The sequence below is a fragment of the Stenotrophomonas sp. Steno-Z10-BAI genome (genome assembly GCF_056393115.1).
Genome location: NZ_JBWJOZ010000001.1, coordinates 87,228 through 105,764 on the forward strand (window position 1 = coordinate 87,228; position 18,537 = coordinate 105,764).

Sequence of the window (18,537 nt, forward strand, 5' to 3'; positions counted from 1 at the left end):
TATACAGATGAAACTTTTCAGATCGTAGAAACGAAAAAACCCAGCGCGGGGGCTGGGTTTTCCAAACAGGCAGCACGAAGCTCCGGTTACCCAGCGAAAATGTGGGGTTCCGGTCGGCGGGCACGCGACGTCATGCCCGTAGCCATACGGGCGGCGCTGGTGTCGTGCTGGAAGTCGGTGAGTTTCATGGCCGCCCATCTTTGCATGCACCCGGGGCGGGTGCAAGGCCTGAATGGAAATTCAGGTTGAAGGCGTCGCCCGTGAGGCGACGGGAGGTGTCACGGGTTGGCGCCACCGGCCTGCTCGTTGCCCACCCACGGGGTGATCGAAACGCGGATCTTGAGCCGGTTGCCCGGGTCTTCAGGCAGGCGGGAACGGTACTTGGTGCCCTTGTAGACGTAGTCCACGTCGTAGGCGATCGGGCGGCGGAACTCACGGCCGACCGGGATGATCTTGCAATCCCGGGTCAACAACGGCCCGGTGTTGGCCGGCGTGGCCTCGACCACCACCGTTTCTGAGTAGCCACTTTCGTCGGTGCTGCCGTCCTCCCGGCGGAAGATCGAGCGCACCGAATCCATGAAGCGGCCGAAGCGGCCCTTGTCTTCCTGCGGCTCCTCGCCGGTGACGTTGACCGGCGCGAGCGTGCGGGTGGAGACCGGCTCGCAGTGCTCTTCAGTGCGGGTGGCGCGCAGGGTCTGGAAGACCGGCTCGACGTTGAGCACCTGGGCGTAGTCGAACTTGACGTTCTCCACGATCACCACCCGGTTGCGCACCTCACCCTCCTGGGCGCACGCCCCGAAGGCGGCACTTCCGAGCAGGCAGACCAGCGTCAACAACGAAGCGGATTTCATTGGCAACAAGGAAAAGGACAAGAGGGATAGTTTAGGCAGTGGCAAGCACAAGGGGCTGAACATTACCCTTCCGTGACGCTTCTGCCCATAGGCCGGCCCCACCCGCGGGGCCGGAAGCCCGCCACGACGGGACGGAACGCCTGAAGCCTTCAGCCACACCGCCGGCGGCCGGGGCCGCCTGCCTGCCCTGCCCACATCCCCCCAAAGCCCCCGACACGTTCTAAAATCGACCGCTTACCCCCGCTCCCGACCCTCATGACCCTGCGCCTGCACAACAACCTGACACGCCAGCTCGAACCGTTCACCCCGCTCGATCCGACCTGTCCGACCCTGTATGTGTGTGGCCCCACGGTCTACAACTACGTCCACATCGGCAATGCCCGTGGGCCGGTGGTGTTCGGCGTACTGGCCGACCTGCTGCGCCGCCGCTTCGGCGGCCTGCGCTATGCCCGCAACATCACCGACGTGGATGACAAGATCAACACGGCCGCGCGCGAGCAGCACGTCCCGATCAGCACCATCACCGACCGCTTCGCCGCCGCCTACCGCGAGGACATGGCCGCGCTGGGCGTGGTGCCGCCGGATATCGAGCCGGAAGCCACCGCGCATATCCCGCAGATCGTGACGATGATCGAGCAGCTGATCGCCAACGGGCATGCCTATGCGGCCGAAGGCCACGTGCTGTTCTCGGTGGGCTCCTACGCCGAGTACGGCAAGCTCTCGCGCCGTGACCCTGACGAGATGCTGGCCGGTGCGCGCGTGGATGTCGCCCCGTACAAGCGCGACCCGGGCGATTTCGTGCTCTGGAAGCCCTCCAGCGACGACCTGCCCGGCTGGGAGTCGCCCTGGGGCCGTGGCCGCCCGGGCTGGCACATCGAGTGCTCGGCGATGGCCGCCGCGCACCTGGGGCCGACCATCGATATCCATGCCGGCGGCGTGGACCTGCAGTTCCCGCACCACGAGAACGAGATCGCCCAGAGCGAGTGCGCGCACGGCGGGCAGACCTTCGCCCGGTTCTGGCTGCACAACGGCATGCTCAACTTCGGCGGCGCCAAGATGAGCAAGTCGATCGGCAACATCGAGCGCGTGCACGATCTGGTCCGCCAGCATGCCCCCGAGGCGCTGCGCTATGCCTTGCTGTCGGCCCACTACCGGCAGCCGCTGGACTGGTCCGATGCGCTGATCGAGCAGTCGGTGCGCACCCTGGACCGCCTGTACGGCACCCTGCGCGATCTGGTCGGGGTGGACGCCGCTGCGGTGATTCCGGCCGAGATCGAGGCCGCGCTGGATGACGACCTCAACACCCCACAGGCACTGGCCGAGCTGGCCCGTATCGCCGGTGAGGCACGCAAGGCTGCCGACGCCGACAAGGCGCACTGGAAGTCCGCGCTGCTCGGTGCCGGCCTGGCGCTGGGCCTGCTGCAGCAGGATCCCGCGGCCTGGTTTGGCACCGCAGGCGGCAACGACGACGATGCGGCGATCCAGGCCCTGATCGATGAACGCGCCGCTGTCAAGCAGGCCCGCGACTTCGCCCGCGCCGATGCGATCCGCGACCAGTTGGCCGCCGAGGGCATCGTGCTGGAAGACACCGCCCAAGGCGTGCGCTGGTCGCGCAAGCGCTGAACGACCGCCCGGCTGACCGTCGGGCGCTACCCGACACCGCCCGATCCACTGGGCATTGCCATGACATCGCCCCGGCCACGGACGGCCGGGCTGCCTCCCCCCCGCAACTGCACGGTCACCCACGGACGGCGAACACCGACCCGGAGCCCCCATGACCCCCACCTCCCCGTTCCCGCTCGAACCCACCGCTGCTGAAGCCCAGGCAGCCATCGCCGAGGAATTCGCGTTCTTCGGTGACTGGTCCGAGCGCTACCAGTACCTGATCGACCTCGGCCGCAAACTGCCCACGTTCCCGGAAGAATGGAAAACCGAGGAACATCGCCTGCTCGGCTGCCAGTCCATGGTCTGGATCGTGCCGGACGGCAATGCCGAGGCGCTGCGCTTCCACGCCATCAGTGATTCGGCGATCGTCTCCGGGCTCATTTACCTGGCCCTGCGCGTCTACTCGGGCCGTTCGGCGGCCGACATCCTGGCCACCGAGCCGAACTACATCCAGGACATCGGGCTGTCGCGCCACCTGTCGCCGACCCGCAGCAACGGCGTGGCGGCGATGCTGGCCTTCATCCGCGACACCGCCCAAGCGCAGTCGTGACGCTCTCCGCCGATCCGCAGGAGCCGGACAGCGCCCTGCAGCTGCTGGCCCGCCCGGGCTTTTCGCTGGTGCTGGCGTACCGCATCTTCGCGATGCTCTCCTACCAGATCGTCGCGGTGACGGTCGGCTGGCATATCTACGAGGTCACCCGCAATCCGTTCTCGCTGGGCCTGGTCGGCCTGGCCGAGGTGCTGCCGTTCTTCTGCGTGGCGCCGTTTGCCGGCTACCTGGTCGACCACCTGCCCCGCCGCCGGCTGGGCATGGTCGCCTGCAGCGGGCTGGTGATGACCGCACTGGTGTTGACCGCGGTCGCCCAGGGCTGGCTGCCGTTCCACGGAGTGTGGCCGATCTATGCGGCGATCGCCCTGACCGGCATGGTCCGCGCGTTCCTCTCGCCGATCTACAACGCTCTGTTCGCCCGCGTGCTGGAGCGTACGCAGTACGCCCGCGGAGCCGGCCTTGGCGCGGTCGTCTTCCAGGCCGGCATGGTGCTCGGGCCGGCCCTGGGCGGTGCGCTGGTGGCGTGGGGCGGCAAGGGCGTGGCCTATGGCGTGGCGGTAGGCGTGTCGCTGATCGCGCTGGGCTGCCTGGCGGCGCTGCGCGTCTCCGAGCCGGTGCACACGGGCCCGGCGGCGCCGATCTTCAAGAGCATCGCCGAGGGCGGCCGGTTCGTGCTGGGCAACAAGATCATGGTCGGGGCGATGGCGCTGGACATGTTTTCGGTGTTGCTCGGCGGCGTGGTGGCGATGCTGCCGGCGTTCCTGCACGAGATTCTGCATCACGGCCCGGAGGGGCTGGGCGTGCTGCGTGCGGCGCCGGCGCTGGGTTCGGTGTGCGTGGGGCTGTGGCTGGCGCGTCGGCCGCTGCAGCGCAATGCGGGGCGTGTGCTGTTGTTCGCGGTGGCCGGCTTTGGCCTGTGCGTGATCGGCTTCGGGCTGTCGTCGAATTTCTGGCTGTCGGCGGCGATCCTGTTGTTCTACGGTGCGTTCGACGGTGTGTCGGTGGTGGTGCGTTCGACGATTCTGCAGTTGGCGACGCCGGAGGAGATGCGTGGTCGGGTGTCGTCGATCAATGGCATTTTCATCAGCTCGTCCAATGAGCTGGGTGCGTTCTATGCGGGCACGATGGCCAAGCTGTTGGGGCTGGTCCCGGCGGTGGTGCTGGGCGGCTTTGCGGTGTTGAGCGTGGCGGGCATTACGGCGTGGAAGAATCCGACGCTGCGGCGGTTGAACCTGCGCGATCTGCATTGAGCATTTGGCCGGCTCATTGCTTGGTGCTGGCCAGCTGGTTGGCTGGCGCCGCGCGGTTGGGGTGCATGCGTTGTCGGCTCGGCGCCTTCCTGTGCCTGGGGTTGGGCGGCCGGGCAGCGCAGTGCAGGACCCGCCGTAAACCCATCCATGGGGGCTCGTAGTGCGGCATCCATGCCGCACACGGTCCTTCACTGCGCCACCCGTCCACCCATGGACAGTGGGTTGCTTGCGCGGAATCAACAGCGAAGAACAAACGACGACAGGCAAAAAGCAAATAGCCGGCTCCTCACCGCTTATCACTCACGGAGTGCGACGCCGGTTGTTCGCTGTCAGCTGTCAGCGCTTAGCTTTTGGCTTTTGGCTGTTAGCTGCTGGCTTACGACATACCGCTTACGGCTTGCGGCTTGCGTCTTGCGGCTTCGGTCTCGCCTCCGGGTGCCAGCGGATTGCAGATTGCGTAATTTTCGGCGCGCCCGCCTAGCCGGTAGATCCACACCACACATGAATACCGCGCGCCGCGGCACAAGCATCCAGACCAGCGTTTGGTAGTTCCTGAAGGCCCAGCCAACCCTGGCAGCTGATTCAGAGCGTGCCGAAAGCGGGAGTCCAGGCTCTTCCAGCCGCCCACCCGTGAACGTATCGGGAGTGGGTCGGGTAGCCCGGTCCGGGACCGTGTGCGGCATGGATGCCGCACTACGAGCCCCCATGGATGGGTTTACGGCGGGTCCCGGACCGGGCTGCCCGACCCACTCGAGCACCAGACAGCAAGGCGCCAACACCCTTCGCGACCAACCCGAACCAACCCGAACCAAAAACAAACAGCCAGCCAAAAAAAACCCGGCCGAAGCCGGGTTTTTTCGTAGAACAGCACAACCAACAGCGCGATCAGTCGCCCTGCTGCTTCTGCAGATGCTCCCAACGCTCCTGCGCATCGATCGTGCGCTCAGCGGTCAGGCGGGCTTCCAGACGGTCCAGGCCAATTTCTTCGCCCGTATCCACACAGAAACCGTAATCGCCATCTTCCAGACGCTTCAGCGTGCTGTTGATCTTGCCGATCAGCTTGCGATAACGATCGCGGGTACGCAGTTCCAGCGAGTTCTCGGTCTCGCGGGTGGCGCGCTCGGCCTCATCGCCGATATCACGCACTTCCTCCTGCAGATTCGCGATGGTCTGCTTGGATTCCTCCACCAGATCATTGCGCCAGTGCTGCAGGCGCTGGCGGAAATACTCCAGCTGCAGCGGGCTCATGTATTCCTCTTCCGCGCTCGGCTTGTAACCGTCGGGCAGGATCGGACGACCGGTGGCTTCGTCAGTCTTGTATTCCACCACCTTCACCTTGGTGCGAGGGGCCGGGGCGGCCGAACGCGCTGCCACGGCAACGGCGACCTTGCCGACCGGACGGGACACGGGCTTGGGGGCGGACTCGGACTTGGCGGGGGTTTTTGCAGGCGATTTCGAAACGGGCACGGGATTCTTGTTTTGCGGGGCCTTGGAGGCGGCGACAGGGGCGACCGGCGCCGGCGCGGACGCCGGAGAAGGTGCCGCCTTGGCCGGGCTCTTGGCCGGGACAGACTTGGCCGGCGCCGGCGATGCCGGCTTCGGTGCGGACTTCACTACGGGTGCTGCAACCGGCTTGGTGGCCGGCTTGGGTGCCACGGGCTTGCTGGCGGTCTTGCTGGCCTTCACCGGCGTAGCCGGTGCCTGCTTGACTGCGGTCTTCTTCGCCGGTGCCGGCTTGGCCGCCGGTTTGGCGACAGCAGGCGTCACGGTCTTCTTGGCTGCCGTCTTGCTGGCAGCGGCTTTCTTGACGGGCGCCTTGCTCACCGGCTTGCCTGCCGCGCGCTTGGCGGGCGTGGCAACCGGCTTGGCGACCGTCGACTTCTTGGCAACGACCTTCTTGGCGACGGTCTTCTTGGCCACCACCGTCTTGGCAGCAGGCTTCTTGGCGACAGCCTTCTTGACGGTCCTGGCCGGCGACGTGCTGGCCGCCTTTTTAACGGGTGCCGTCCTGGCCGCCGGTTGTTTGGATGCAGGCTTGCCAGCCGGCTTGGCGGCCGGCTTTCTGGCAACGGACTTGGCCGCCAACTTCTTTACAACAGGCTTGGCGGTTTTCTTGGCGGCCTTGACGGCCTTCTTTGCAGTTTTTTTAGCAGCCACGAAACGCTCTTCCTTGGATTCCCCGGGGCCCGGGAAAGCGGGCCTTTATAGCCTACCCGACCAGCAGCAGCAACCACACCGCCTACTCCGTTCAGCCCCGGAGTCGCAAGGCGTGCGACCGGTCCACCTGGCAGGCGGGCCAACGTGCGCAGTTCGGTACCTGACCCGGCGACACCGCCGGGGTGGCCCGTCGCGCGCGTGGGTGCGGACGGGTCCAACGCCCCATCCTGCGACAAATGCGCCCTTCATGCCAACTGGAATAAGATTGGGAGGTGATCTCACGCCTGCTCATCGCCCTGCTGCGCTTCTACAAGCGCTTCATCAGCCCGTTGCTGGGGCCGCGTTGCCGCTTCATGCCCAGCTGTTCTGAATACGCCATGCAAGCCATCGCCACCCATGGCCCCGCGCGCGGCAGCTGGCTGGCCGCGCGCCGGCTGGGCCGCTGCCATCCCTTCCATCCCGGTGGCATCGACGAGGTGCCCCCGCGCGCCGCGCATGACGCCACCTGCCGCTGCACAGGAAAACACTGAATGTCCTCCACGCTCATCGTCAACGCCCGCCTGGTCAACGAAGGCACCATCACCCAGGGTGACCTGCGCATCGAAGATGGCCGCATCGCGCAGATCGGCCCCGGTTTGGATGCCCGCCCCGGCGAAACCGTCGTCGACGCCGCCGGCCGCTGGCTGCTGCCGGGCATGATCGACGACCAGGTCCATTTCCGTGAGCCCGGCCTGACCCACAAGGGCGACATCGCGACCGAATCGGCCGCGGCCGTCGCCGGGGGCCTGACCAGCTTCATGGACATGCCCAACACCAATCCACCCACGCTCAACGCCGAGATCCTGCAGTCCAAGTACGATGCCGCCGCCGGCCGCGCACGCGCCAACTACGGCTTCTACATGGGCGCCAGCAACGACAACCTGGCCCACATCCAGTCGCTGGATCCCAAGACCGCGCCGGGCATCAAGGTGTTCATGGGCGCCTCCACCGGCAACATGCTGGTCGACAACCCGGAAACGCTCGATGCGATCTTCCGCGATGCGCCCACGCCGATCATCACGCACTGCGAAGACACGCCGATGATCGATGCCAAGGCCAAGGAGTACGCCGAGAAGTATGGCGATGCCCTGAGTGCCGAGCAGCACCCGGACATCCGCTCGCGCGAGGCCTGCCTGAAGTCCTCCGAGCTGGCCGTGTCGCTGGCCAGGAAGCACGGCACCCGCCTGCACGTGCTGCACATCTCCACCGCTGATGAGCTGGCCCTGTTCGAACGCGGCCCGCTGATCCGCGCCGATGGCAGCCGCAAGCAGATCACCGCCGAAACGTGCATCCACTTCCTGCGTTTCGACCGCAGCGATTACGCGCGGCTGGGCAACCTGATCAAGTGCAACCCGGCGATCAAGGAAGCCAGCGACCGCGAAGCGCTGACCCGCGCCGTGGCCGATGACGTGATCGACGTGCTCGCCACCGATCATGCGCCGCACACCTGGGAAGAAAAGCAGAAGCCCTATGCACAGGCGCCGTCCGGCCTGCCGCTGGTGCAGTACGCGCTGGTCGCCGCGCTGGAACTGGTACACGAAGGCAAACTGGAGATCACCCAGGTCGTGCAGAAGTTCGCGCACGCGCCGGCGCAGTTGTTCGATGTCAGCCAGCGTGGCTACCTGCGCGAAGGCTACTTCGCCGATCTGGTGCTGGTCGAAGACGTGCCGTTCACCGTCAAGCGCGAAGACGTGCTGTCCAAGTGCGGCTGGTCGCCGTTTGAAGGCACCACCTTCCGTTCGCGCATCGCCTCGACCTGGGTCAACGGGCAGTTGGCGTGGGATGGCGAGAAGCTGGTGGGCTCGCCGAACGGCCAGCGCATGAGCTTCGACCGCTGATGCGGGCACGGGTGTTGCGCGCGGCCCTGGCGGCCGCAGGCGTCGCGGCGATGGGCAGTCTGCTGCCCTCGCCCGCCGTGGCCCAGGCAGATGCGCGCGTGGTGTTTCCGGCCAGCGCCTCGCAGGGCGCGATGGTGATCGGCAAAGTGCCGGCCGGCAGCGTCGTGCAGTACGGCGGCCGCACCCTGCGCGTGAGCGGGTACGGCAGCGTGGTGTTCGGCATCGGCCGCGATGAGAAAGGTCCACTGCAGGTGCAGGTGACGCGCCCGGACGGCGGCAGCGAAACGGCCAGCATCGCGGTCACCCCGCGTGACTGGCCGACCGAGCGCGTCAACGGCGTGCCGCCCAAGACGGTCAATCCGCCGCCGGCGATTGCCGAACGGATCAAGCGTGAGCAGGCGCAGGTCACCGCCGCGCGTGCCCGCGATGACAATCGCGCCGACTTCGCACAGGCCTTCATCTGGCCGGTGCAGGGCCGCATCAGCGGCCGCTTCGGCAATGCGCGCGTCTATAACGGCCAACCCGGTTCGGGCCACTCCGGCATGGACATCGCGGTGCCGACCGGCACCCCGGTGAAGGCACCGGCCGCCGGCGTGGTCACCTTCGCCGGCCCGGACCTCTACCTGACAGGCGGCACGCTGCTGCTGGATCACGGCTTCGGGATCAGTTCGAACTTCCTGCATCTGTCGCGCATCGACGTGAAGGTCGGCGACCGCGTCGAGCAGGGCCAGGTGATCGCCGCTGTCGGTGCGACCGGTCGCGCGACCGGCCCGCACCTGCATTGGGGCATGAACTGGTTCGATACCCGCATCGACCCGCTGCTGGTGCTGGAACGCGGAAAGTAACGGAGGGCCGGCCGCTGGCCGGCACCCACGCTCAGCCTCGCGCAGCCCACCAGGTCAGCCACAGCGTACGCATCGGCGTGGCCTGGTACTGACGGTCCTGCGCCCAGGTCTGCTGGCGGGCACGGGCCAACGCGGCGTACAGCCGGCGGGGCCGCGGGCCGGCAACCCGCGCCGGCCACTTCGCCAGCAACTGCTGCGCCCACCTGCGCGGTGCGGCGGTGTCATCCTCGGCCAGCAGCGAACGCGGAATGGCGGCAACGCCACTCTCGTGCAGCCGCTGGGCCAGGGTCTGCACCAGCACCGGGGTGGCGACATCGCCACGCGCCGGGGTATCGAACATCACCGCTTCGACCGCGGCCACCGCGGCCGCATAGGCCTGCAGCGCGCGCAGCGCCTGCGCCGGATCGACCGGCACCGCACGCGCGTCGATCAGATCCGGCAGGGTCTCGGCCAGCTGCGCCCACGGCGCGCGCACCGGCTCAAGCACGCGGCCCAGCGGATGGCGCGAGCGCTGTGCGGACCAGCTGCGCAGCTCTTCACCCCACCACGCCAGTTTGGCGTCGGACGGCAACGGGTCGCCGGCGGTATTGAGGATGTCGTCGAACTCCTGCAGCAGCGAGAACCACGCCACCACCAGGGTGCGCTGGTGCTCGGGCACGAAGCGTTCGGCCACCTGCCACTCGGGCCAGCGGGTCCGCCACTTGTCCAGGAAACTGTCCAGGGCGCTGGGAGTACTCACGGTGTATTCCTTGAAAGGCTAGAGCGTGCGCGGAAGCGGCCACGCCTTGGCATGTTGCAGGTGTTCGGGACGTGCGATCAGCGTGTCGGCGCCCCAGGCCATGGGATCGTCGGCATCGAGCCGATAGCCCCACAGCGCGGCGACCGAGGCCATGCCGGCGGCGTTGGCGGCGACGATGTCGCGCTCGTCATCGCCCACGTAGACACAGGTACCCGGGGCGATGCCCATGCGCTCGGCGGCAGCCAGCAGCGGCAGTGGATGCGGCTTGCGCTGGGCCAGGGTATCGCCGCCGATCAGCACCTTGCAGCGCTGTTCCCAGCCCAGCTGCGGCACGATCAGCCGGGCCAGGTATTCGGGCTTGTTGGTGACGATGCCCCACGCGCAGCCGGCCGCATCGAGCGCGTCGAGCATCCCGGCGATGCCATCAAACAGCACGGCATGCTGGCCGATCAGGCCTTCGTAGCGCGCCAGGAACTCCGGCACCAGCGCATCACGCTCGGCCTGCCCCAGCTCGGGAAAGGCCACCGAGACCATCGCACGCGAGCCCTTGGAGACCACCGGGCGCAGCGCACCCAGGGTGATCGGCGCGCGCTCGCGCGCGGCCAGCATCGCGTTGGCGGTGGCCAGCATGTCCGGTGCGCTGTCCAGCAGGGTGCCGTCCAGATCGAACAGCACCGCCGGCGGGAAACCGAACTCAGACACGAGCCGCGTCGTCCGGCTTGACCGCGTGGGCCAGGTAATTGATGTCGGTGCGCGTGCTCAGGCGGGCACGGTTGCGCCACGGCTCATACGCCATGCCGCTGACATCGCGCAGGTTGAAATCGGCCTCGCGCAGCCACTTGCCCAGCTCGGCCGGCTTGATGAAATCCTGGTAGTGGTGCGTGCCCTTCGGCAGCAGCCGCGCCACGTACTCGGCACCGACGATCGCCACGGCGAACGCGGCCGGGGTGCGGTTCACGGTGGACAGGAACAGCTGGCCGCCCGGCTTGAGCAGGCGATGGCAGGCGGCGATGATCGCGCCCGGGTCCGGCACATGCTCGAGCATTTCCATGCAGGTGACCACATCGAAGCTGCCCGGCTGTTCGGCGGCCAGGTCTTCAGCGGCCTGCACGCGGTAGTCGACCGTGACGCCCGACTCCAGCCCGTGCAGGCGGGCGACCTTGACCAGTTCCGGGGCCAGATCGATCGCGGTGACGTCCGCGCCTTCCTTGGCCAGCGCCTCGCTGAGCAGCCCGCCACCGCAGCCGATATCGAGCACGCGGGCACCGCGCAGGGTGACGCGCTGGGCGACGTACTGCAGGCGCACCGGGTTCAACGCGTGCAGCGGCTTCTGCGGGCCATCGACGTCCCACCAGCGGTTGGCGAGCGCGGCGAACTTGTCCAGTTCGGCCTGATCGAAATTGGTGGAAGCATGGGGGGTGTTCATGGGGATCCTTGATGCATCAAGCACGGATGTGTCGGATACGCTCGCGCCACTGGCGGGCGTTGGCGACGATCGCGGCGGTGTCCATGCCGACCAGTTCGCGCTGGACCAGCTTGGGCTGGCCGGCGATCCAGACATCGCTGACCTGGTGGCGGCCGGCGGCGTAGACAAGCTGCGAGAGCATATGGTGCAGCGGTTGGGTTTCCAGCGCGGAGAGATCCACGCAGACCAGATCGGCCTGCTTGCCGACCTCGATCGAGCCGATGCGGTCGCCGAAGCCCAGCGCGCGTGCGCCGCCCAGGGTGGCCGCGCGCAGCGTGGTGGCCGCGTCCAGCGCGGTGGCGTCATTGGCCACGGCCTTGGCCAGGATCGCCGCGGTGCGGTTCTCGCTGAACATGTCCAGGTCATTGTTGCTGGCGCAGCCATCGGTGCCGATCGCCAGGTTCACACCGGCGCGCTGCAGCGCGCACGCCGGGCAGAACCCGGAGGCCAGCTTGAGGTTGGATTCGGGGCAATGCACCACGCTGACGCCGCGCTCGGCGCACAGGTGGATCTCGGCCTCGGTCAACTGGGTCATGTGCACCGCGATCAGGCGGTCGTTGACCAGGCCGAGCCGATCCAGACGCGCCAGCGGACGCTGGCCGTGCAGCTTGAGCGAGTCGCTGATTTCCTGCGCGGTTTCATGCGTGTGCAGGTGCACCTGCATGTCCAGCTGGTCGGACAGCATGCGCACGCGTTCGAAGTTCGCGTCGTTGACGGTGTACGGCGCGTGCGGGGCGAACGAGGTGCCGATCAGCGGATCGTTGCGCCACTGGTCGTGCAGCTCGCCGGCCTTGGCGAAGTACTCGTCGTCGGTCTTGGCCCAGGCCGTCGGGAAATCGATGATCACCGCACCGACCAGCGCACGGAACCCGTGCTGCTTGTAGACGGCGGCCTGGACGTCGGAGAAGAAGTAGTTTTCGTTGGCGCAGGTGGTACCGCCGCGCAGCATCTCGGCGATCGCCAGGGTGGTGCCATCGGCCACGAACTCCGGCCCGATCACCGCCGCTTCCACCGGCCAGATGTGCTGCTGCAGCCACACCATCAGCGGCAGGTCGTCGGCGACGCCCCGCAGCAGGGTCATGGGATTGTGGGTGTGCGCGTTGACCAGACCCGGCATCAACGCCGCGTCCGGGCGGGACACGGTCTGCTTGGGCGCAAAGCGCTCGCGCGCTTGGGCACGCGGCAGGATCGCGATGATCTCACTGCCACGCACGGCCACGGCATGGTCTTCCAGCACCACCGCATGCGGCTCGATCGGGACCACGTAACCGGCTTCGATCAACAGGTCACAGGCTTCGGGAATGCGGGCGGTGTCGGTCATGCGGGCTCACTTTGCTGGAGAAACAGGTCAGCCTACGGCAGGGCCTACCTCGAACCTTCAGAAGACCGGTCCCATGCTGGACGGCTACCGCGATGCTTCTGGAGGACTAGCCCCTGAATCAGGGACGGCCGCGAAGCGGCGGGGTGTGGATGCTGGTGAGTTGGGGCCCACGATCCGCGGCGCGGATCGTGGGAGCGCCAGCGCGGATGCGCTGCCGCGTACCCGGATTACTTGCCTGCGCGTGCGGAGTATTCGCCCGAGCGGGTGTCGACCTTGATGATTTCATCCTGGTTGACGAACAGCGGCACGCGGACCACCGCGCCGGTTTCCAGGGTGGCCGGCTTGCCGCCGCCGCCCGAAGTGTCGCCACGGACGCCCGGATCGGTTTCGGTGATCTTCAGTTCCACGAAGTTCGGCGGCTGCACGAAGATCGGCTCGCCGTTCCACAGGGTGACGATGCAGGACTCTTCGCCCTTCAGCCACTTCTCGGCGCCGCCCATGCCGGCCTTGGTGGCCTGCACCTGCTCGAAGGATTCCGGGTCCATGAAGTGCCAGAACTCGCCGTCGCTGTACATGAAGTCCATATTGGTATCGACAACATCGGCCTTCTCCACGTCATCGGTAGCCTTCATGGTCATTTCGACCACACGGCCCGACTTGATGAAGCGGTACTTCATGCGGGTGAAGGCCTGGCCCTTGCCCGGCTTGACGTATTCGGTCTCGGTGATGACCGCTGGTTCATTGTTGACCAGGATCTTCATCCCGTTCTTGACGTCGTTCATGCCAACAGTGGCCATGCTGAAACTCCTGAATGGGCAAACGCCGCGCAGGCGCGGCGAGCCGGATAGAATGGGAAATCCCACCGACACCGGTGGGGTGACTCGATATTTCTGACCCACATGATAACCGCAGGCCCCCATTCCATGCAGCTTTCCGCCATGCCCCTGGCCGCCCCCGTCCGCTGGCAGCAACGGTGGCGCGAGGCGATCCGCGACCCGCGCGAGCTGCTGCGCCAGCTGGGGCTGGATCCGGTGGCGCTGGGGGTCTCTGACGAGGCGGCCGGCCAGTTCGCGGTGCGCGTGCCGCAGGGCTTCGCGGCCCGGATGCGCCATGGCGACCGGCATGACCCCCTGCTCCGCCAGGTCCTGCCGATCACCGACGAATTGAAGGTCGTGCCCGGCTTCAGCCTGGATGCGGTGGGCGACGGCGCGGCCAAGAAGGCCACCGGGGTCATCCAGAAATACCGCGGCCGTGCCCTGCTGGTCACCACCGGCAGCTGCGCGATCAACTGCCGCTACTGCTTCCGCCGCCATTTCGACTACGGCGCCGAGAACGCGGCCCGCGAGGGCTGGCGCGATGCGGTCGACGCGATCGCGCAGGACCCGGACATCGACGAGGTGATCCTGTCCGGCGGCGACCCGCTGTCGCTGGCGACCCACAAGCTGGTGGAGCTGACCCAGGCCCTGAAGCAGATTCCGCACCTGCGCCGCCTGCGCATCCACAGCCGCCTGCCAGTGGTGCTGCCCGAACGCGTGGACGACGAGCTGGTGCAGTGGATCGCCTCGCTGCCGTGGCCGGTCGCGTTCGTGATCCATGCCAACCACGCCAACGAATTCGATGCGACCGTGGATGCTGCGATGGCGCGCCTGCGCGCGGCCGGCGCCACCCTGCTCAACCAGGCGGTGCTGCTGCGCGGGGTCAACGATTCGATCGAGGCGCTGCAGGCGTTGAGCGAGCGCAGTTTCGCGGCGGGCGTGCTGCCCTATTACCTGTACCAGGTGGACCGGGTCGAAGGCGTGGCCCATTTCGAAGTGGCCGACGACACCGCCAAGGACCTGCATGCACAGCTGACCGCACGCCTGTCCGGCTACCTGGTCCCCAAGCTGGTCCGCGAGATCTCCGGCGACAGCAGCAAGCGGCCGGTCTAGCGTCAGCTGCCCGATTCGAGCAGCTGCACCACCTCGGTCGCGCTGACCGGGTGGCTCAGCCAGTAGCCCTGGGCCAGGTCGCAGCCGCGCTGGGCCAGCAGATCGAACTGCACTTCCTGCTCGATACCTTCGGCCACCACGGTGATCCCCAGCGCATGGGCCATGGCGATGATCGCCGTGGTCAACGCCAGATCGTCCGGGTCACGCTGCATGTCGGCCACGAAGCTCTTGTCGATCTTGACCCCGTCCACCGGCACCTGGCGCAGATGGCTCAGGCCGGAGAAGCCGGTTCCGAAATCGTCCAGCCAGACCTTGACGCCGGTCCGGTGCAGCTTGTCCAGCAGCGCGGCAGCCAGCATTTCATCGCCGATCACGGCGGTTTCGGTCAGTTCCAGGTGCAGGCGCGACGCCGGCAGCCCGGTGTCGCGCAGGCACTCGGCGACCAGAGTCGGCAGCTCGCCGCCCCGCAGCTGGCGCGGTGACACGTTGACCGAGACGAACAGCCCTTCACCATCGGCGCCGGGTGGCCACTGCACCGCCTCGGTGCAGGCCGCGCGCAGCACCTTGGGGCCGATCACCTCGATCAGCCCACTCTGCTCGGCCACTTCAATGAACACCGAGGGCGGAATCGTGCCCAGGGTGGGGTGCTGCCAGCGCAGCAGTACCTCCACGCCGACCATGCGGCGGTCGCGGGTCCGGTAGATCGGCTGATAGGCCAGCCGCAGCTCGCCGCGCTCCCAGGCACCGCGCAGCTCCTGCTCCATGTGCACGCGGCGCTCGACCGCATGGTCCATCGCCCGGCTGTAGTAGCGGTAACAGTTCTTGCCGGCCATCTTGGCCTGGTACATCGCGATGTCGCCGTTCTTGAGCAGCGTGGTGGCATCGGCGGCATCGTCCGGAAACAGGGTCACGCCGATCGAGGTGCCCAGGAACAACTCGCGGCCCTGCACCACCAGCGGCTTGCCCAGTTCACGCACGAGTATCTCGGCCAGCTCACGGGCCCCGGCGGGAACATCGCCGTCACCGATCAGGATCACGAACTCATCGCCACCGAAGCGCGCCAGCAGCGCCTCATCGCCGCCGGCCTGGGCCACCGCCGCGCTGATCCGCTGTGCGAACTGCAGCAAGGCCTCGTCACCGGCCTCGTGGCCCAGCGTGTCGTTGACGCGCTTGAAATCGTCCATGTCAGCGAACAACAGCCCCAGCCGATGCCCGGAGGCCCGCGCCGCCATCAAGCGGTGATCCAGTGCCTCGCGGAAAGCCAGCCGGTTGGTCAGCCCGGTCAGGGCATCGGTATAGGCCATGTGCCGCACCTCACGGTCGTGCCGGGCAATCGCCTGGCTCATGCGACCGAACGCGCGCATCAGCTCACCGACCTCATCCTGGCGCCGGATCTCCGGCATCTGCAGGGTGTAATCGCCGGCCTCGATCTGGCGGGCGGCACCGGCCAGCCAGCGGATCGGCGTGACCAGGGTGCGCTGCACGTAGATGATCACCACCGCGCCGATTCCAACCAGCAGGCCGAGCATCAGCAGCAGCCAGCCCAGGTGCCGCTTGCCGACCTGCTGCAGGCGATCGCCCAGGGTCTGGTTGGCCTGCTGCTCCATGGCCTGCACATCGTCCAGCGCCATGCCCACGCGCACGCCGCCGATCCGCTGGTTGCCGATCATGATCGGCATCGCGTTGTCGAGCACCTTGGGCGACTGCTGCACCACCAGCGCGCGCGCGCCGGCCGCGCCCGCCGCGAGCGGATCGGTCATCGGCTGGCCAAACTCGAGCACGTCCACCGTGCCGTCGTGGATCAGCCTGCCGTTGTCATCGAATACCAGCACATAGCGCACCACCTGCTGCCGCGAGGTATTGCGTACCAGCGCGCCGACCTGCTCCAGGTCGTTGTAATAGAGCGGATTGGCCAGCGCATCGGACAGCTCCCGCGCCAGCGCTTCGCCACGGCTGCGCACACTGCGGTCGAACAGGTCATGGATGACCGTCCCGCTGAGGTGCTGCACCTCATCCTGCATCGTCGCCTGGCGCCCCAGCACCACGGCCACGATCGCCACCACGACCAGCATCGCGCCGCCCATCGCCAGCACGAAGCGGGCCTGCATTCCCGAACCCAAGCGACTCATTCCACTTCCATCCGCACGCGCGTCAAGCCTTGTTTCAATTCATCCAGCCGGTGCTGCATCTGCGCATCCACCCGGTGGAACCCGGACGTACCAAAAAATGTTTTCAATGCCGGCTGCGCCTGCGGATCCGATGCGGCATCCAGCAGCACCTGCTGCAACCGGTCGCGCACCTTCGGATCCAGGTCGTCACGCACCATTTCGACCGCACGCGGATACGGTTCGGTGCGATGGATGATGCGGAAATCGCGCAGGAAATTGGCCGGAATGCGCTTGGCATCGGACCAGTCCACGCTGCTCACCGCACCGGCATCGACCAGCCCCTTATGGACGAACGTGGCGATGTTCGATTCCGACCGGGCGAACACGTAACCCACCGTATCCGGCGCGGCGACATCGCCGATCGAGGCCAGGATTTCCGGCGTCTCGCCATGCTGCAGCAGGGTCATCACCGGCACCAGATACGCGCTGGTGGAGGCCACGTTCTGCAACGCCAGGGTGTGCCCACGCAGGTCTTCCAGCGTCTGGATGGGGCTGTCGCGGCGCACGAAAAACACGGTGTAGTAGTCGCGAACGCCGCTGCGCTCGGTCAGCAGCAGCGGCCTGGCGCCGCTGCGCAACCCCAGCGCGACGGCGGTACCGGAGGTCTCGGTCACCCAATCGACACGGCCGCGGCGCAGGTAACTGCCCATCTGCTGGGTATCGCGCGCCATCAGGATGCGGCCTTCGGTGATACCAACATCGTGCATGCGCGGAATCACGTAATCGAGCAGGGGCTGCAGTTGCGCATAGTGTGACCTGGGGTCGTCGCTGATCCGGCCCAGCACCAGCACTTGAGCGGGCCCGGCCCACACCGGGCCGGTCATCGCGACGATGGCCAGACACAGCACTACGCTCTGCAGCAGCCTTCGCAGTCCCGACAAGCCCATCACTCCCCCCAAGGAATCGAGACAGACTACCCGAAAAAATGAGAACTGCGTCAGCTTACAGGGGCTTATTGGTCGCCAATCGCGCCATGCGCTGTGCGTCGGAGAGGATGCCGCGCAGCAGGCGCACTTCCTGTTCGCTCAATTCGGTGCGCAGGAACAGGCGGCGCAGCTTGCGCATCGCCGATTCAGGGGCACGGCCCTTGTGGAAATCGATCTCATCCAAGGTGTCACCCAGCTGGCCGAACAGGCCTTCCACCTGGGCATGGCTGGCCGGCGCTTCGCCGAAGCCGGGGTCGGCCGGGGCGGCGGCCGGGGCATCGGCCGCGCCGAGAATGGCCATGCGCACTTCATAGGCCAGCACCTGGACGGCGGCGGCCAGATTCAATGAACTGAAGTCCGGGTTGGACGGAATATGGACGGCGGCGTGGCAGAGCTGCAGCTCTTCATTGGTCAGGCCGGTGCGTTCACGGCCGAACACGAAGGCCACTTCGGCCGGCTCGGCCGCCTTGGCCAGCACGCGCTGGGCAGCCACGGCAGGCAGCAGTTCTTCCAGCTGGACCCGGCGCGAGCGGGCGGTACAGCCCAGTACGAACCGGCAGTCGGCCACGGCCTCGGCCAGGGTCGCCACGACCGGCGCGTCGCCGAGGACGTCTTCGGCACCGGCCGAGCGGCGGAAGGCCTCTTCATCCAGCGGTCTTTCCGGGGCGACCAGGACCAGGCGGCCCAGGCCCATGGTTTTCATGGCGCGTGCGGCCGCCCCCATGTTTCCGGGGTGCTGGGTGCCGACCAGGACGAAGCGGATGCGGGCGGGAGCGGTTTGAACGGACATGAACA

Annotated in this window: 17 protein-coding genes; 7 read left to right on the plus strand and 10 right to left on the minus strand. The window is 67.2% G+C overall.

Going from position 1 to position 18,537, the window contains the following annotated elements; translation table 11 throughout:
- Positions 1–278: 278 nt before the first annotated feature.
- Positions 279–851, minus strand: coding sequence for a hypothetical protein (locus AC06E9_RS00375; protein ID WP_121038197.1), 573 nt, complete (start codon positions 849–851; stop codon positions 279–281).
- A 255-nt stretch (positions 852–1,106) separates the two neighbouring features.
- Here AC06E9_RS00375 and cysS point away from each other — a divergent pair, with 255 nt between their 5' ends.
- The 3 genes from cysS to AC06E9_RS00390 all read left to right on the plus strand — a co-directional run bounded on the left by cysS (position 1,107) and on the right by AC06E9_RS00390 (position 4,316).
- A complete protein-coding gene (gene cysS / locus AC06E9_RS00380; RefSeq protein WP_478055219.1) occupies positions 1,107–2,474 on the plus strand; it encodes a cysteine--tRNA ligase in 1,368 nt (455 codons plus the stop codon).
- A gap of 151 nt (positions 2,475–2,625) precedes the next feature.
- Positions 2,626–3,066, plus strand: coding sequence for a SufE family protein (locus tag AC06E9_RS00385; RefSeq protein ID WP_461770096.1), 441 nt, complete (start codon positions 2,626–2,628; stop codon positions 3,064–3,066).
- Positions 3,063–4,316 carry an MFS transporter gene (locus tag AC06E9_RS00390; protein ID WP_121038206.1) on the plus strand — a complete coding sequence of 418 codons (1,254 nt, stop codon included), beginning with the start codon at positions 3,063–3,065 and terminating at the stop codon, positions 4,314–4,316. Before AC06E9_RS00385 ends, AC06E9_RS00390 begins: the two co-directional genes overlap by 4 nt.
- Before the next feature lie 885 nt (positions 4,317–5,201).
- Here the strand turns inward: AC06E9_RS00390 and dksA are convergent.
- Entirely contained in the window at positions 5,202–6,473 is a 1,272-nt protein-coding gene (gene dksA, locus AC06E9_RS00395) for an RNA polymerase-binding protein DksA (RefSeq protein ID WP_121038209.1), read from the minus strand.
- A 272-nt stretch (positions 6,474–6,745) separates the two neighbouring features.
- On the opposite strand from dksA, the gene yidD reads away from it, so the two are divergent.
- The 3 genes from yidD to AC06E9_RS00410 are packed head-to-tail and all read left to right on the plus strand — an operon-like array spanning position 6,746 to position 9,195.
- A complete protein-coding gene (gene yidD / locus AC06E9_RS00400) occupies positions 6,746–7,003 on the plus strand; it encodes a membrane protein insertion efficiency factor YidD (RefSeq protein ID WP_121038212.1) in 258 nt (85 codons plus the stop codon).
- A complete protein-coding gene (locus AC06E9_RS00405) occupies positions 7,004–8,350 on the plus strand; it encodes a dihydroorotase (protein ID WP_282264030.1) in 1,347 nt (448 codons plus the stop codon). It begins immediately after the preceding gene.
- A complete protein-coding gene (locus AC06E9_RS00410) occupies positions 8,350–9,195 on the plus strand; it encodes a M23 family metallopeptidase (RefSeq protein WP_183073676.1) in 846 nt (281 codons plus the stop codon). Before AC06E9_RS00405 ends, AC06E9_RS00410 begins: the two co-directional genes overlap by 1 nt.
- A gap of 31 nt (positions 9,196–9,226) precedes the next feature.
- Here AC06E9_RS00410 and AC06E9_RS00415 read toward each other — a convergent pair whose 3' ends face one another.
- The 5 genes from AC06E9_RS00415 to efp all read right to left on the minus strand — a co-directional run bounded on the left by AC06E9_RS00415 (position 9,227) and on the right by efp (position 13,517).
- A complete protein-coding gene (locus AC06E9_RS00415; protein WP_478055220.1) occupies positions 9,227–9,934 on the minus strand; it encodes a squalene/phytoene synthase family protein in 708 nt (235 codons plus the stop codon).
- Positions 9,935–9,952: 18 nt separating this feature from the next.
- Positions 9,953–10,636 carry a phosphoglycolate phosphatase gene (locus tag AC06E9_RS00420; protein ID WP_121038222.1) on the minus strand — a complete coding sequence of 228 codons (684 nt, stop codon included), beginning with the start codon at positions 10,634–10,636 and terminating at the stop codon, positions 9,953–9,955.
- On the minus strand, positions 10,629–11,360 hold the full coding sequence (gene ubiG / locus AC06E9_RS00425; protein ID WP_121038225.1) for a bifunctional 2-polyprenyl-6-hydroxyphenol methylase/3-demethylubiquinol 3-O-methyltransferase UbiG: 732 nt from the start codon (positions 11,358–11,360) through the stop codon (positions 10,629–10,631). Before ubiG ends, AC06E9_RS00420 begins: the two co-directional genes overlap by 8 nt.
- Positions 11,361–11,376: 16 nt before the next feature.
- Complete coding sequence (locus AC06E9_RS00430) at positions 11,377–12,720, minus strand: TRZ/ATZ family hydrolase (RefSeq protein WP_478055221.1); 1,344 nt, start codon at positions 12,718–12,720, stop codon at positions 11,377–11,379.
- Positions 12,721–12,947: 227 nt separating this feature from the next.
- Positions 12,948–13,517, minus strand: a complete 570-nt coding sequence (gene efp, locus AC06E9_RS00435) for an elongation factor P (protein ID WP_019182820.1) — start codon at positions 13,515–13,517, stop codon at positions 12,948–12,950.
- A gap of 126 nt (positions 13,518–13,643) precedes the next feature.
- Here efp and epmB point away from each other — a divergent pair, with 126 nt between their 5' ends.
- The gene (gene epmB, locus AC06E9_RS00440) at positions 13,644–14,648 is read left to right on the plus strand and encodes an EF-P beta-lysylation protein EpmB (protein WP_478055222.1); all 1,005 of its coding nucleotides are present in this window, start codon (positions 13,644–13,646) and stop codon (positions 14,646–14,648) included.
- Between the two features lie 2 nt (positions 14,649–14,650).
- On the opposite strand, the gene AC06E9_RS00445 is transcribed toward epmB, so the two are convergent.
- From AC06E9_RS00445 to AC06E9_RS00455, 3 genes are all read right to left on the minus strand, one after another.
- Positions 14,651–16,777: a putative bifunctional diguanylate cyclase/phosphodiesterase gene (locus AC06E9_RS00445; RefSeq protein ID WP_121038232.1), complete on the minus strand. Its 2,127-nt coding sequence runs from the start codon at positions 16,775–16,777 to the stop codon at positions 14,651–14,653.
- Positions 16,774–17,697 (minus strand): phosphate/phosphite/phosphonate ABC transporter substrate-binding protein, encoded by a 924-nt coding sequence (locus tag AC06E9_RS00450; protein ID WP_478055223.1) that lies wholly within the window; start codon positions 17,695–17,697, stop codon positions 16,774–16,776. The genes AC06E9_RS00445 and AC06E9_RS00450 overlap by 4 nt, the downstream gene beginning before the upstream one ends.
- 61 nt (positions 17,698–17,758) lie before the next feature.
- The gene (locus tag AC06E9_RS00455) at positions 17,759–18,532 is read right to left on the minus strand and encodes an RNA methyltransferase (protein ID WP_478055224.1); all 774 of its coding nucleotides are present in this window, start codon (positions 18,530–18,532) and stop codon (positions 17,759–17,761) included.
- Between the last annotated feature and the right edge of the window lie 5 nt (positions 18,533–18,537).